The following is a 13010-nucleotide window of genomic DNA, read 5'->3' on the forward strand; positions in this document are numbered from 1 at the left end:
GCATGGCGAAACCGGCCCGGGTCCCGCTGCTGCGTCGGCTCGCCGACATGCTGCTGGGCAAGGGTGTGACGCTCGGCCTCGCGGTGGGCGCCCTGGTGATGGGCATCCTCACCTTCGTGGTGCTGTCCGATGGCAGCCCGCTCGGGCCCACGCGGCCCGGGCAGGTGGTGGCGCTCGTCCTCATCAACCTCGCCATCATCCTGCTGCTGCTGGCCTCGCTGGCCGGGCAGCTGGTGCGCGTCTGGGCGGAGAGGCGGCGGGGCTCGGCCGGATCGCGGCTGCACACGCGGCTGGTGCTGCTGTTCTCCGTGGTCGCCATCGTGCCGGCCATGCTGCTGGCGGGTTTCTCGGCGATCTTCTTCAACCTCGGCATCCAGGCGTGGTTCAGCGACCGCGTGCGGACGGCGCTCGAGGCCTCGCTGATGGCGAGCCGCGCCTATTTCGAGGAGCACCAGAACAACATCCGCGCCGATGCGCTGGCCATGGCGAATGACCTGAACCGCGCCGTCGTCCTGCTGCCCGACCAGAGCCTCGCCTTCGCCCGCGTGCTGGCCACGCAGGCCAGCGCGCGCGGCCTGACCGAGGCGGTGGTCTTCGAACCGCTGCTCGGCCGCATCGTCGCGCATGCCGGGGTGAGTTCCGCCTTCCTGCTCTCGCCGCCGCCCGATTGGGCGATCGAGATCGCGACCGGCGGCGAGGTGGCGGTCGTGGCGGTCGAGGAGGAGAACCGCGTGCGCGCCATCGTGGCGCTGACGCCCGCCTCCGGCCTGCAGCTGATGATCGGCCGCCCGGTGGATTCCTCGGTGCTGGAGCACATGCAGCGGACCGAGCAGGCGGTGACGGCCTATCAGGCGATCGACCGCAACCGCGAGGGGCTGCAGATCACCTTCGTGATGATCTTCGCCATCGGCGCGCTGCTCGTGCTGCTGGCCGCGGTTCTGGTCGGCCTCGTGCTCGCCAATCAGCTCGCGGGGCCGATCGCGCGCCTCATCACCGCGGCCGAGCGGGTGCGCGGCGGCGACCTCTCGGTGCGGGTGGAGGAAGGGGATGGCGATGACGAGATCGGCAGCCTGAGCCGCGCCTTCAACCGCATGACCAACCAGCTGGCCGGCCAGCGCAGCGAACTCTTGGAAGCCTATCGCCAGATTGCCGAGCGGCAGAACTTCACCGAGGCCGTGCTGGGCGGCGTCTCGGCCGGCATCGTGGGCCTCGACCAGGAATTGCGGGTGAACCTGCCCAACCGCAGCGCGAGCCAGCTTCTGGGCATTGACCTGGAGCGCGAGATCGGCCGCCTCATGGCCGAGGTGGCGCCGGAGTTCGCAGGCCTCCTGGCGCAGCCGGGCACCACCCGTACGGCCGAGATCCGCGTGGGGCCGCCCAATGACCGCAAGACCCTGCTCGCCCGTCTCTCGCCCGAGATGGAGGGGCAGGGCCATGTGCTCACCTTCGACGACATCTCCGCCCTGCTCACCGCCCAGCGCCAGGCCGCCTGGGCGGATGTGGCGCGACGCATCGCGCATGAGATCAAGAACCCGCTGACCCCCATCCAGCTCAGCGCCGAGCGCCTGAAGCGGCGCTACCTCAAGCAGATCACCCAGGACCCCGAGACCTTCACCGCCTGCACGGACACCATCGTCCGCCAGGTGGGGGATATCGGCCGCATGGTGGATGAGTTCAGCGCCTTCGCCCGCATGCCCCAGCCGGTGATCCGCCCCGAGGAGATGGGACGCCTGGTGCGCGAGGCGCTCGTCCTGCAACAGCAATCCCGCCCCGAGATCGCCTGGGTGACGGAGCTGCCGGAGGAGAGGCATTTCGCCGCCTGTGACCGCCGCCTGATCAACCAGGCGCTGACCAACCTGCTCAACAATGCGGCGGATGCCATCGCCATGCGGGTCCAGCGGGACGAGGAGGAGGGCCTTGCCTGCCCCAGGCCGGTCGGCCATATCCGTGTCGGCTTGTCTTCCGAAGCGGGGCGTCTGATCATCGCGGTGGAAGATGACGGGATCGGCCTGCCGGCGGGGGACCAGCGAGACCGGCTGACCGAGCCCTATGTGACGCACAAGACAAAGGGAACCGGCCTTGGTCTCGCGATCGTGAAGAAGATCATGGAGGACCATCGCGGGAGCATCCGCCTTGGCGATGCGCGCGAGGGGCAGGGCGCGCGGGCTGAATTGATCCTGCCGGAATTGGAGTCGGAGGCGGTGGGCGCCGCCGGGCTGGAGACCAGGGAGCCGCGCCATGGCGCATGACATCCTGATCGTGGATGACGAGCCGGATATCCGCTCGCTGGTGGACGGCATCCTCTCCGATGAGGGCTACGAGACCCGGCAGGCGCATAATTCCGACACCGCCATCGCGCATTTCCGCGCGCGCCGTCCCTCGCTTGTCATCCTCGACATCTGGCTGGCCAATTCGCGGATGGACGGGCTTGAGATCCTGGACGCGCTGCACCGGGAGGAGCCGCATGTTCCCTGCGTGATGATCTCGGGCCACGGCAATATCGAGACGGCGGTGCAGGCCATCCAGAAGGGGGCCTTCGACTTCATCGAGAAGCCCTTCAAGAGCGACCGGCTGCTGCTCATCGTCGCCCGCGCGCTGGAAGCGGCGAAGCTCAAGCGCGAGATCAGCGACCTTCGCCTGCGCGCGGGCTCGGAGGCGGAACTCATCGGCAATTCCGCCGCCATGGCGCAGATCCGCTCCGCGATCGAGCGCGTGGCGCCGACCAATTCGCGCGTGCTGATCAGTGGCCCGCCCGGCACCGGCAAGGAGGTGGCCGCGCGCATGCTGCATGCGCGCTCCCGCCGCGCCGATGGCCCCTTCGTGGCGCTGAACTGCGCGACACTCGACCCGTCGCGCATCGAGGAGGAACTCTTCGGCGTGGAGCCGCGCGGCGACCAGCCGCGCCGCGCCGGCACGCTGGAGCGCGCGCATGGCGGCACGCTGCTGCTGGACGAGGTCTCCGACATGCCGTTGGAGACCCAGGGCAAGATTGTCCGCGCGCTGCAGGAGCAGGGCTTCGAGCGCATCGGCGGCGCCACGCGCGTGAAGGTGGATGTGCGCGTCATCGCCACCACCAACAAGGATTTGCAGGCCGAGATCGCGGCCGGGCGCTTCCGCGAGGATCTGTTCTATCGCCTCTCCGTCGTGCCGCTGCGCATGCCGGCGCTGCGGGAGCGGCGGGAGGATGTGCCAGCGCTGGCGCGCCACTTCATGACGCGCTCCATCGAAAGCTCGGGCCTCGCGCCGCGCGCGCTGGCGGAGGACACGATCGCCGCTCTGCAGACGCATGACTGGCCGGGCAATGTGCGCCAGCTTCGCAACCTGATGGATTGGCTGCTGATCATGGCGCCGGGCGATTCGGGCGCGCCCATCCGGGCGGAATCGCTCCCGCCCGAGATCGTCTCCACCGCACCCTCCATGCTGCGGCTTGATCGTTCCAGCGAGATCATGACGCTGCCGCTGCGCGACGCGCGCGAAGCCTTCGAGCGGCAATATCTCGAGGCGCAATTGCTGCGCTTCGGGGGCAATATCAGCCGGACTGCCAATTTCGTCGGCATGGAACGCAGCGCGCTGCACCGGAAGCTGAAATTCCTCGGCGTCCACGCGGAAGACAGGGCGTCGGGAACCGCCTAAGCTTCTTCGCATGTCGAAGATCGCTTATGTGAACGGGGCCTATGTGCCCCAGCGCCACGCCTCGGTGAATGTCGAGGATCGCGGCTACCAGTTCGGCGACGGGATCTATGAGGTGGTGCACCTCTACCGCGGCCGCTTCATTGACGAGGTCCGCCATCTCGACCGGCTGGAGCGCTCGCTGAAGGAAATCCACCTGCCCATGCCCATGCCGCGCGCCGCGCTGCGCATGGTGCTGATGGAGGTGGCTCGCCGCAACCGCGTGACGGACGGCCTGCTCTACATGCAGGTGACGCGCGGCGTGGCGCGGCGGGACCATGCCTTCCCGAAGACGCCGGTGCCCGTCTCGCTCGTCGTCACCGTGCGCCACATCCCGCCCTACCCCAAGGATGTGGAGCGCTGGACCATCACGGCCATCACCCACCCGGACCTGCGCTGGGCGCGGCGGGACATCAAGAGCGTGAACCTGCTGCCCAATGTGCTCGCCCGGCAGGCGGCGCGCGACGCGGGTTCGGCCGAGGCGATCCTCTATGAGGAAGCGACCGGCATGGTGACCGAGGGTGCGGCCACCTCCTTCTGGATCGTGGATGCGGCGGGCGTGCTGCGGACCCGCCACCTGGACCAGGTGATCCTGCCCGGCTGCACGCGCGGCGCGCTGATCGCGGAGATGGAGGCGGCGGGCATTCCCTACAGCCTGGAGCCCTTCAGCCTTGCGGAATTGCAGGGCGCGCGGGAGGCTTTCCTGACCTCGGCCACCTCTTTCGTGAAGCCCATCGTGAAGATTGACGGCCGCGCGGTGGGCGATGGGCAGGTGGGGCCCATCACGCGCCGCCTCTTCGACCTGTTTTCCCGGCATGTGCATGCCGGCCTGGGCAACGCGGCATGACCCCGCCCGATGGTCGGAGGGCGCAGCCCGGAGAGCAGAATCGGTCGGGCGATCAGATCATGCCGACCGCCATCCTCTTCGACTGGGACAACACCCTGATCGATGGCTGGGCCGCGATCGAGGCGGGGCTGAACGCGGCCTTCGCCGCCTTCGGCAAGCCCGCCTGGACGCGCGAGCAGGTGCTGGCCAATGTCCGCAAATCGCTGCGCGACAGTTTCCCCGAGCATTTTGGCGCCGAATGGGAACGCGCGCGGGACATCTTCTACGAGGCGGTGCATGCCACCCATCTGGAAGTGATCCGCCCGCTTCCGGCCACCATCGCCATGCTGGATGCGCTGGCGCATCTGCCGCTCGGCGTCGTCTCCAACAAGCAGGGCCCGCTGCTCCGCAAGGAGGCCGCGCATCTGGGCTGGGCGACGCGCTTCGGCGCGCTGGTCGGCGCGGGGGATGCGGTGGCGGACAAGCCCTCGGGCGCGCCGCTGCACCTGGCCCTGCAACGCATGGGGCTCAGCGCCGGCCCGCATGTCTGGTACGTGGGCGATACGTCCATCGACATGCAGGCGGCCCGCGCGGCGGGCTGCCGCGCCGTGCTGCTGGGCGATGCCGCGCATGACGGCGGAATCGCCGCCTGCGCGCCCGATATGGCCTTCCCCGATGGCGTGCAACTTGCGGACCGTTTGCACGCTCTGGACAAGTGATCCGGGACGACCGACATTGCCTTCATGGCAAGGCGGTGGGCTCCTCGGTGACGGGGGCCCGCGACCAAGAAGAAGAAGGAGGCCGTGATGGCCGAGAAGTCCCAGAACGTGCAGGACGTGTTCCTGAACCACGTTCGCAAGAGCAAGACCCCGGTGACGGTGTTCCTCGTCAATGGCGTCAAACTCCAGGGCATCATCACCTGGTTCGACAACTTCTCCGTGCTGCTGCGGCGGGACGGCCACACGCAGCTCGTCTACAAGCATGCGATCAGCACCGTGATGCCGGGCGCCCCCATCATGCTGTTCGACCCGCAGGCCGCGGGCGCCGCCACCACGCCGCCCGCCACGGGCACGCCCATTCGCGAGACGACGCTGACCATGTCGCGGGAGCCAGCCGCTGCCCGCGAAGAGTGAAGATGTCGCGGCCGCGCCGACGCGCGCGGCCGTCATCCTGCCCTTCGAGCGCACGCAGCGCTCGAACGTCCTGGAATTCGCGCCCACGGGCGGGATGCCACGCGCCGCCGAGGCGCGGCTCGCGGAGGCCGTAGGGCTCGCCGCTTCCATCGGCGTCATGATCGTCCATTCGGCGATCCATCCGCTGCGCCAGCGCCGCCCCTCCACCCTGCTGGGCGAGGGCCAGGTGGAGATGGTCCATCAGGCGCTGGAGGAGCAGGGAGCGACGCTGGTCATCGTGGATGCGGCGCTGACGCCCGTGCAGCAGCGCAACCTGGAGCGCGCCTGGGGCGCCAAGGTCATCGATCGCACCGGCCTGATCCTCGAGATCTTCGGCGAGCGCGCCCGCACGCGCGAGGGCACGCTGCAGGTGGAACTTGCGCATCTGGAATACCAGCGCACGCGCCTCGTCCGGTCCTGGACGCACCTCGAGCGGCAGCGCGGCGGCTTCGGCTTCCTGGGTGGCCCCGGTGAAAGCCAGATCGAGATCGACCGGCGCCTGATCGGCGACCGCATCATCCGCCTCAAGCGCGAGCTGGAGCAGGTGCGGCGTACCCGCGGCCTGCACCGCAAGGCGCGCGAGCGCGTGCCCTTCCCGGTGATCGCGCTCGTCGGCTACACCAATGCCGGCAAGTCCACGCTGTTCAACGCGCTGACCGGTGCGACGGTCTACGCGCAGGACCAGCTGTTCGCCACGCTCGATCCCACCATGCGGCAGATCACGCTCCCCTCGGGGCGGCATGCGATCCTTTCCGATACAGTGGGCTTCATCAGCGACCTGCCCACGCAGCTCATCGAGGCCTTCCGCGCCACGCTGGAGGAGGTCGCGGCCGCCGACATCATCCTGCATGTGCGCGACGTGGCGCATCCGGACAGCACGGCGCAGCGCAATGATGTGAACGCGGTGCTGGACGAGATGACCGAGGGGCCGGATGCCGCACTGGATGCGGGCTGGCGCGGCCGTTGCATCGAGGTGCTGAACAAGGCCGACCTGCTGGGCGGGCCCGAGGCCCTTGCCTCGCGCGCGGCGGGCGGCATCGCCGTCTCCGCGTTGACGGGTGAGGGGCTGGATGTGCTGCGCGACGCGCTGGATGCACGCCTGGCCGAGACCATGGTGACCGAGCGCTTCGAACTGCCGACCGAAGATGGTTCGCGCCTCGCCTGGCTTTACCGCCATGGCGAAGTGCTGGAGCGCGTGGATGGCGAGGACCGCATTCAGCTCACCGTTCGCATCTCGCCCGCCAATCGCGCGCGCTACGAGCTGCTTTCGTGAGATTTTCCGCGGCCGCGGCGAGCGAGATCGCGGCGCTGCTGCGCGAGGCGGCGCAGGCCGAGATCCTGCCGCGTTTCCGGCGCCTGGCGAGCGGTGATATCCGCGCCAAATCCGGCCCGCTCGACCTCGTCACCGAGGCGGATGAGGCGGCCGAGCGCCGGCTGAGCGCTGCACTCGCGGCCCGCTACCCCACGGCATTGATCCTGGGCGAGGAGGCGACGGCGGCCGACCCCGCGCTGCTGACGCGGATGCTGGAGGCCGAGCTCTGCTTCGTGCTGGACCCGGTGGATGGCACGGCCAATTTCGCGGGCGGCGTGCCGCTCTTCGGCGTGATGCTGGCCGCCGTGCATCACGGCGAGACCATCGCCGGCTGGATCCATGACCCGATGGGCGATGATACGGCGATCGCGCTGCGGGGCGAGGGGGCCTGGATCGAGGCGCCCTCCGGCCATCGTGTGGGTTGCCGCGTGGCCGCGCCCGCGCCGCTCGGCCGCATGGTGGGCGCCATCTCCTGGGGCTTCCTGCCGCCGGAGCGCAAGGCGCATCTGCTGCCGCGCCTCTCGCAACTTGCCGGCACGCTGAACTTCCGCTGCGCCGCGCATGAGTATCGCCTGGCCGCGACGGGCGGGCTGCACGCGCTGGTCTACAACAAGCTCATGCCCTGGGATCACGCGGCGGGTGCGCTGCTGCATGCCGAGGCGGGCGGATATTCCGCGCAGTTCGACGGCGGCGCCTATTCGCCGCGCAAGCACACGGGTGGGCTGATCTGCGCGCCGGATGTGGCGGGCTGGCAGGCGCTGCGCGAGGGGCTGCTGGGGCTTCAGTAAGGCTTGTCATGGGGCTGCTGGCTGTAGCCGCGCGGTGCGAGCTGGTAGCCATAGGCGCGTTGCTGCTGTGACTGGTCATAGAGATAGCCGCCCGCGCCTCCGACGCCGGCACCAAGCAGCGCGCCCAGTCCCGCATTGCCGCTGAAGGAGCCAATGATGCCACCCAGGGCGGCGCCGCCCAGCGCGCCGGTCGCGGTGGTCTGCTGGGTCTGGTTCATCTCGACACAGCCGGACAATCCCAGGCCGACCAGGAGGGCGAAGGCCATGCGGCGCATCAGCGTGCCCTCCGGCGCGGGGGGGTGGCGGGGCAGGGGAAGCGCGCCTGGGCCCAGCGCAACAGGCTGTCGAGTGCGGGCTCATTCGCGTAGCCCGGGTTCTCGCGGACCCAGCGGGCGAAGCCGATGCCGGATTCCGCGACGCTGGGGCCGGGGTTGGGCACGCAGAAGAGCGGGCGCAGGGGCCCCCCCTGCGGATAGATCAGCGCGTGATACTGCCCGGCGCTGGTGAGGAAGCCCTGGCAATAGGCGATGGCTTCGAGCCGGACCACGCCGCTGGTGGCAGGGTCGCAGACCGCGGCGAGGTCGCTCGCGGTCTGCACATGGTCAACCTGGCGTGGCTGCGCCTGGGCCTGGCCACTGGCAAGGCACAAGGCCAGGATGGGGATCGTTGGTCGCATCGGCTTCCCTCCGCGCGGCCCGCCAGGCCGCGTTGCGGAGAGAACCCGACAGGCGGTCCCGGGTTGCCGCCACGCTCAGGCCGGGATCAGCCGCAGTTCAGCTTCTGCGCCAGATCCACGAAGTCGGCCGCCACGCAGTCCCAGGGGTCTTCGGCCGTGAGATCAATCGTCTGCCCCGCGCCGTGCTCCGTCGGGCGCGGGATGAAGGCGGTGGCGAGGCCGGCGGCGCGCGCCGCCCGCAGGTCGCCATTATGCGCCGCGACGAGGCAGACCTCATCCGGCCGCATCGCCAGCAGATCCGCCGTGCGCAGATAGGCCTCGGGCTGCGGCTTGTAGGCCTGCACCGGCTCGGCGCCGAGGATCGCGTCCCAGGGGATGCGCGCGCGCTTGGCCATGTTCGCCAAGAGCGCGATGTTCCCGTTGGACAGCGGCGCCAGGAAGTAGTTGCGCTTCAGGCGATGCAGGCCCAGCAGCACATCCGGCCAGGGGTCGAGCTTGTGCCAGGCGAGGTTCAGCGCATCCAGATCACTGGCCTTGCAGCCGGTGACGCCGTGATCCGACAGCATCGCCTCCAGGTTCTCCCGGTGCAGCACATCGAGCCGCGTGAAGGGGCGTCGCCCGGAGCGGCACTCCTCCATCGCCGGCTGGTAGCGCCGGCGCCAGGCATCGGCGAGGAGGAAAGGGTCGAGATCGGTGCGGCCGATCGCGGAGAGATAGCCGGCGAGTTCGCGCGCCACCCCGCTGCGCCAATCCACCACCGTGCCGAAGACGTCGAAGACGAGGGCCTTTACCTGTTGCATCGCCTCAGTCCTTCCGTGCCCATTTCTTGTCGAACTCCCAGACCTCCGGGAAGCCCATCAGCTCGCACATGCGGCCGAAGCCGTAGCTTTCCTGCGCCGGCAGGCCGTTGGTGTCGCCGTTCTTCAGCAGGTGGGAATAGACGCGCTCCAGCGCGGCGCTGACGGCGAGGAAGCCCGCACCCGGATAGATGGCGATGCTGTAGCCGATCTCCTTCAGGCGCGCGGCGGGCAGGATGGGCGTGCGGCCGCCCTCGACATTGTTCGCCAGCAGCGGCTTGGCGATGGAGCGCCCGATCTCGACCATCTCGGCCTCGGTCTCGGGGCTTTCAATGAAGACGATGTCCGCACCCGCATCGCCATACATGCGGCCGCGGCGGATGGCCTCTTCCAGGCCCAGGCTGGTCCGCGCATCGGTGCGCGCCACGATCAGGAAGTTCGGATCGCGCCGGGCTTCGACCGCGACCTTGAGCTTGAGGACCATGTCCTCGGCCGGGATCACGCTGCGGCCGGGGGTGTGGCCGCATTTCTTCGGCATCTCCTGGTCCTCAAGCTGGATGCCCGAGATGCCGGCCGCCTCATAGCCCATGACGGTGTGGCGCACGTTGAGCAGGCCGCCATAGCCGGTATCCGCATCGGCGATGATCGGCGTCTTCGCCATCTGCGCGAAGCGGCCCATGCGGCCCACCATGTCCGTGTAGGTCGCGATGCCGGCATCGGCCACGCCGAGATGCGAGGCGACGGTGCCGAAGCCCGTGGCGTAGAGGCAGTCGAAGCCCATGCCATCCGCCACGCGCGTGCTGATCATGTCGAAGATGCCGGGGGCGACGATGAACTTCTTCGCGTCGAAGGCGGCCTTGAGGGAGGGGTTTGCCATGTGGATCCTTTCCTGTGTCCTGCCCCTGGACGTCGCCGTTCTCCACGGCGATGTCCAGGGATCAGCAGGCCACGCAACAAGTTGAAGTGACGTGATGCTTGCGGGAGGGGCGCAGCGACGGACGCAAGCTTCGCGTCACTGGCGGGCGATGTGGCCGGCGGCGCTGGCCGCGGCCCAGATGCGGTCCTCGCGCTGCATGGCGGCAAGGGTTTCGGCAGGTGCGCGCAAATCAGGCTCGATGCCGAGCGCGGTCAGGCGGGCGCGGAAGGCCTGGTCGGCGAAGGCGCCATCCACCGCGGCGCGGATACGGGCCGAGATGGCGTCGGGCAGGCCGGCCGGCGCCAGCAGCGCCACCCAGCCGGCCAGGTCGAAATCGGGGATGCCCTGTTCCTGCACGGTCGGCACATCCGGGAAGAAGGGCGTGCGGGTCGCGGTGCTGACGGCGATGATGCGCGTACGGCCGGTGGCGAGATGCGGCGTGGCGCTGGCCGTGCTGGTCCAGCCGAGCGGCAGGTGGCCCGCCACCACATCCGTCATCAGCTGCCCGCCCGAGCGATACTGCACATCCGGAATCTCCAGGCGCAGGCGGCGGGCCAGCTCCTGGCCGATGAATTGCGAGAGCGCCTCGGTGCTGCCGGTGGAGAGCCGTGCCGGGTTGGCGACGGCGAAGGCGCGCAGCCCCTGGATGTCGGTGAAGGGCAGCGTGTGCGAGGCGGCCAGCACCATGGTGTTGCGCGTCAGCATGGAGACGGGCGTGAAGTCGCGGATCGGGTCGTAGGGGATCTGCGCCAGCACATGGCGGTTCATCACATGCGTGGACACCACGGCGGTGAGCGTGTGGCCGTCCGGGTCGGCGCGGGCGACGATTTCGCTGCCGATGACGCCGGCAGCCCCGGCCCGATTCTCGACGATGATGGGATGCGGCAGGCTGGGCCGCAGCGCCTCGGCCATGGCGCGGGCCAGGATGTCGGTGCCGCCGCCGGCCGCATAGGGCACGATGAGGCGGACGGGCTTTTGCGGCCAGGCCGGCTGCGCCAGGGCAGCGGTTGGCAGCAGCGCGGGCAGGGCCAGGAGATGGCGTCGGCGTAGCATGGATCTTCCTCCGGTTACCGGAGTTTTGCGCGTGATGGCTGTGGGCGGAAGCCCCGGGAGTATGCAACCCTGGGTTCATGAATCCGCGTGTGACCGTGATCGGCCTCGGCTATGTCGGCCTGCCCACCGCCGCCCTGCTGGCGAGCCGCGGCATGGCCGTTCAGGGCGTGGACAGCAACGCGGCCGTGCGCGCCACGCTGGCGGCGGGCCGCATCCACATCGCCGAGGCCGATGTCGAGGCGCTGCTGGAACGCGCGCTCCGCGCCGGGCATTTCACGCTGCATGCCGAGCCGCCGCCGGCCGATGTCTTCATCATCGCGGTGCCCACGCCGCTCGGGCCGGGCAATGCGCCGATGCTGGAGCATGTCTGGGATGCGACGCGCGCCCTGGCCCCGGCGCTGCGCCCCGGCAACCTGGTGCTGCTGGAAAGCACGAGCCCCATCGGCACCACGGCGCGGACCGCCGAACTGCTGGCCGCCTTGCGCCCCGATCTGACCGACCTCGCCATCGCCTACGGGCCGGAGCGCGTGCTGCCCGGCCGCATCCTCACCGAACTCGTGGAGAATGACCGCGTGGCCGGCGGCCTGACGCCGGAGGCGACACGGCGCGCGCAGGAATTCTACCGCCGCTTCGTGCGCGGCGAGGTGCTGGGCACGGATGCGGCCACGGCCGAGATGATGAAGCTCTCGGAGAACGCCTTCCGCGACGTGAACATCGCCTTCGCCAATGAGCTCTCGCTGATCGCGGCGCAGCATGGCCTTGATCCCTGGCGCGTCATCGAACTCGCCAATCGTCACCCGCGCGTGAACATCCTGCGCCCCGGCCCAGGCGTGGGCGGGCATTGCATCGCGGTGGACCCCTGGTTCCTGGCGCATGGCGCGCCCGATGCCGCGCGCCTGATCCCCGCCGCGCGCGCGGTGGATGCGGCGAAGCGCGCTGCCGTGCTCGAGCAGGCCTCGGCGCTGTGCGCGGCGGGCGAGCGGGTGATCTGCCTCGGCCTCGCCTTCAAGGCGGATGTCGGCGACCTGCGCGAGAGCCCGGCGCTGGAGATCGCGGTGGAACTGGCGCGGCGCCATCCGGGGCAGGTGGTGGCGGTGGAGCCGCATCTGCGCGCCGCCCCGCCGGGCCTCGCGGCACCGCTGGTGCCCCTGGAAGAGGCGCTGGTCGGCCCGGGCGCCTTGCTGGTATTGACCGACCACGCCGCCTTCCGCCGCATCACCACCGCGCAGCGCGCGGGGCGGCGCACCCTGGACACACGCGGCCTGTTCCGCGACGAGGAGAACGCCTGATGCCTGATGGTGCCCCCCATGCTTCCATGACCCTGCCCGCCCTCTCCGCGATCGAGGCGGTGGTGCAAACCTATCTGGATGGGCTCTACGAGGGCGACGGCGCCAAGATCAGCGCCGCCTTCCATACGGTCGCGCATCTCTACAATGTGGTGGATGGCAAGGTCGTGGACCTGCCCCGCGCCGACTGGCTCACCATGATCGCCGGCCGGCCTTCGCCCGCCTCGCGCAGCCTGGCGCGGGAGGACCGCATCCTCGCCATCGACATGGCGGGGGAGGACGCGGCCTGCGTGAAGGTGAATTGCTGCATCCCGCCGCGCTACTTCACCGACTACCTGCTGCTGCTGAAGACCGCGGAGGGCTGGAAGATCGTCAGCAAGAGTTTTCATACGGAGCTGCGCTCCGCTTGATTTTTGGTGCCCTCAGGCGCCGGGCGGCCGCGTCCGCGGCCTTGGCTTCGGATCGCTGAAGCGATCCGGCTCGGCTATTCGCCTCGCAAACGTCGTTGTTATGCC

The 13010-nt window shown here is 69.7% G+C and carries 14 protein-coding genes; 9 read left to right on the forward strand and 5 right to left on the reverse strand.

Going from position 1 to position 13010, the window contains the following annotated elements; translation table 11 throughout:
• Positions 1-2 precede the first annotated feature (2 nt).
• The 7 genes from ACQ860_RS22300 (at position 3) to ACQ860_RS22330 (ending at position 7767) form a co-directional block, all read left to right on the forward strand.
• The gene (locus ACQ860_RS22300) at positions 3-2249 is read left to right on the forward strand and encodes an ATP-binding protein (RefSeq protein WP_431305497.1); all 2247 of its coding nucleotides are present in this window, start codon (positions 3-5) and stop codon (positions 2247-2249) included.
• Positions 2239-3633 (forward strand): sigma-54-dependent transcriptional regulator, encoded by a 1395-nt coding sequence (locus tag ACQ860_RS22305; protein ID WP_431305498.1) that lies wholly within the window; start codon positions 2239-2241, stop codon positions 3631-3633. Before ACQ860_RS22300 ends, ACQ860_RS22305 begins: the two co-directional genes overlap by 11 nt.
• Before the next feature lie 10 nt (positions 3634-3643).
• On the forward strand, positions 3644-4516 hold the full coding sequence (locus tag ACQ860_RS22310; RefSeq protein WP_431305499.1) for a D-amino-acid transaminase: 873 nt from the start codon (positions 3644-3646) through the stop codon (positions 4514-4516).
• 59 nt (positions 4517-4575) lie between these two features.
• Positions 4576-5214, forward strand: coding sequence for an HAD family hydrolase (locus tag ACQ860_RS22315; protein ID WP_431305500.1), 639 nt, complete (start codon positions 4576-4578; stop codon positions 5212-5214).
• Between the two features lie 87 nt (positions 5215-5301).
• Complete coding sequence (hfq, locus tag ACQ860_RS22320; protein ID WP_431305501.1) at positions 5302-5628, forward strand: RNA chaperone Hfq; 327 nt, start codon at positions 5302-5304, stop codon at positions 5626-5628.
• 94 nt (positions 5629-5722) lie between these two features.
• Entirely contained in the window at positions 5723-6940 is a 1218-nt protein-coding gene (hflX, locus tag ACQ860_RS22325) for a GTPase HflX (RefSeq protein ID WP_431305502.1), read from the forward strand.
• Entirely contained in the window at positions 6937-7767 is an 831-nt protein-coding gene (locus tag ACQ860_RS22330) for an inositol monophosphatase family protein (RefSeq protein ID WP_431305503.1), read from the forward strand. The genes hflX and ACQ860_RS22330 overlap by 4 nt, the downstream gene beginning before the upstream one ends.
• Here ACQ860_RS22330 and ACQ860_RS22335 read toward each other — a convergent pair.
• The 5 genes from ACQ860_RS22335 to ACQ860_RS22355 all read right to left on the reverse strand — a co-directional run bounded on the left by ACQ860_RS22335 (position 7761) and on the right by ACQ860_RS22355 (position 11209).
• On the reverse strand, positions 7761-8033 hold the full coding sequence (locus ACQ860_RS22335) for a glycine zipper domain-containing protein (RefSeq protein WP_431305504.1): 273 nt from the start codon (positions 8031-8033) through the stop codon (positions 7761-7763). The two genes, ACQ860_RS22330 and ACQ860_RS22335, sit on opposite strands and share 7 nt — an antisense overlap.
• An 8-nt stretch (positions 8034-8041) precedes the next feature.
• Positions 8042-8443: a Rap1a/Tai family immunity protein gene (locus tag ACQ860_RS22340; protein ID WP_431305505.1), complete on the reverse strand. Its 402-nt coding sequence runs from the start codon at positions 8441-8443 to the stop codon at positions 8042-8044.
• Between the two features lie 86 nt (positions 8444-8529).
• On the reverse strand, positions 8530-9243 hold the full coding sequence (locus ACQ860_RS22345) for a haloacid dehalogenase type II (protein WP_431305506.1): 714 nt from the start codon (positions 9241-9243) through the stop codon (positions 8530-8532).
• A gap of 4 nt (positions 9244-9247) precedes the next feature.
• Complete coding sequence (locus ACQ860_RS22350; RefSeq protein WP_431305507.1) at positions 9248-10117, reverse strand: isocitrate lyase/PEP mutase family protein; 870 nt, start codon at positions 10115-10117, stop codon at positions 9248-9250.
• Positions 10118-10252: 135 nt separating this feature from the next.
• Positions 10253-11209: a Bug family tripartite tricarboxylate transporter substrate binding protein gene (locus tag ACQ860_RS22355; RefSeq protein ID WP_431305508.1), complete on the reverse strand. Its 957-nt coding sequence runs from the start codon at positions 11207-11209 to the stop codon at positions 10253-10255.
• Between the two features lie 77 nt (positions 11210-11286).
• Between ACQ860_RS22355 and wecC the strand changes: the two genes are divergently transcribed.
• Both wecC and ACQ860_RS22365 read left to right on the forward strand, forming a co-directional pair.
• Positions 11287-12498: a UDP-N-acetyl-D-mannosamine dehydrogenase gene (gene wecC / locus ACQ860_RS22360; RefSeq protein ID WP_431305509.1), complete on the forward strand. Its 1212-nt coding sequence runs from the start codon at positions 11287-11289 to the stop codon at positions 12496-12498.
• 26 nt (positions 12499-12524) lie between these two features.
• Entirely contained in the window at positions 12525-12905 is a 381-nt protein-coding gene (locus tag ACQ860_RS22365; RefSeq protein WP_431305510.1) for a nuclear transport factor 2 family protein, read from the forward strand.
• Positions 12906-13010 lie beyond the last annotated feature (105 nt).

The sequence above is a fragment of the Sediminicoccus sp. BL-A-41-H5 genome (genome assembly GCF_050632405.1).
GTDB lineage: Bacteria > Pseudomonadota > Alphaproteobacteria > Acetobacterales > Acetobacteraceae > Roseococcus.

Bases quoted from the DNA above. Each gene is read 5' to 3' on its own strand.
- ACQ860_RS22335 (WP_431305504.1), bottom strand. From the start codon at position 8,033: ATGGCCTTCGCCCTCCTGGTCGGCCTGGGATTGTCCGGCTGTGTCGAG.
- hflX (WP_431305502.1), top strand. From the start codon at position 5,723: ATGCCACGCGCCGCCGAGGCGCGGCTCGCGGAGGCCGTAGGGCTCGCC.
- ACQ860_RS22310 (WP_431305499.1), top strand. From the start codon at position 3,644: ATGTCGAAGATCGCTTATGTGAACGGGGCCTATGTGCCCCAGCGCCAC.
- ACQ860_RS22345 (WP_431305506.1), bottom strand. From the start codon at position 9,243: ATGCAACAGGTAAAGGCCCTCGTCTTCGACGTCTTCGGCACGGTGGTG.
- wecC (WP_431305509.1), top strand. From the start codon at position 11,287: ATGAATCCGCGTGTGACCGTGATCGGCCTCGGCTATGTCGGCCTGCCC.
- ACQ860_RS22350 (WP_431305507.1), bottom strand. From the start codon at position 10,117: ATGGCAAACCCCTCCCTCAAGGCCGCCTTCGACGCGAAGAAGTTCATC.
- ACQ860_RS22305 (WP_431305498.1), top strand. From the start codon at position 2,239: ATGGCGCATGACATCCTGATCGTGGATGACGAGCCGGATATCCGCTCG.
- ACQ860_RS22365 (WP_431305510.1), top strand. From the start codon at position 12,525: ATGACCCTGCCCGCCCTCTCCGCGATCGAGGCGGTGGTGCAAACCTAT.
- ACQ860_RS22355 (WP_431305508.1), bottom strand. From the start codon at position 11,209: ATGCTACGCCGACGCCATCTCCTGGCCCTGCCCGCGCTGCTGCCAACC.
- ACQ860_RS22315 (WP_431305500.1), top strand. From the start codon at position 4,576: ATGCCGACCGCCATCCTCTTCGACTGGGACAACACCCTGATCGATGGC.
- ACQ860_RS22340 (WP_431305505.1), bottom strand. From the start codon at position 8,443: ATGCGACCAACGATCCCCATCCTGGCCTTGTGCCTTGCCAGTGGCCAG.
- ACQ860_RS22300 (WP_431305497.1), top strand. From the start codon at position 3: ATGGCGAAACCGGCCCGGGTCCCGCTGCTGCGTCGGCTCGCCGACATG.
- hfq (WP_431305501.1), top strand. From the start codon at position 5,302: ATGGCCGAGAAGTCCCAGAACGTGCAGGACGTGTTCCTGAACCACGTT.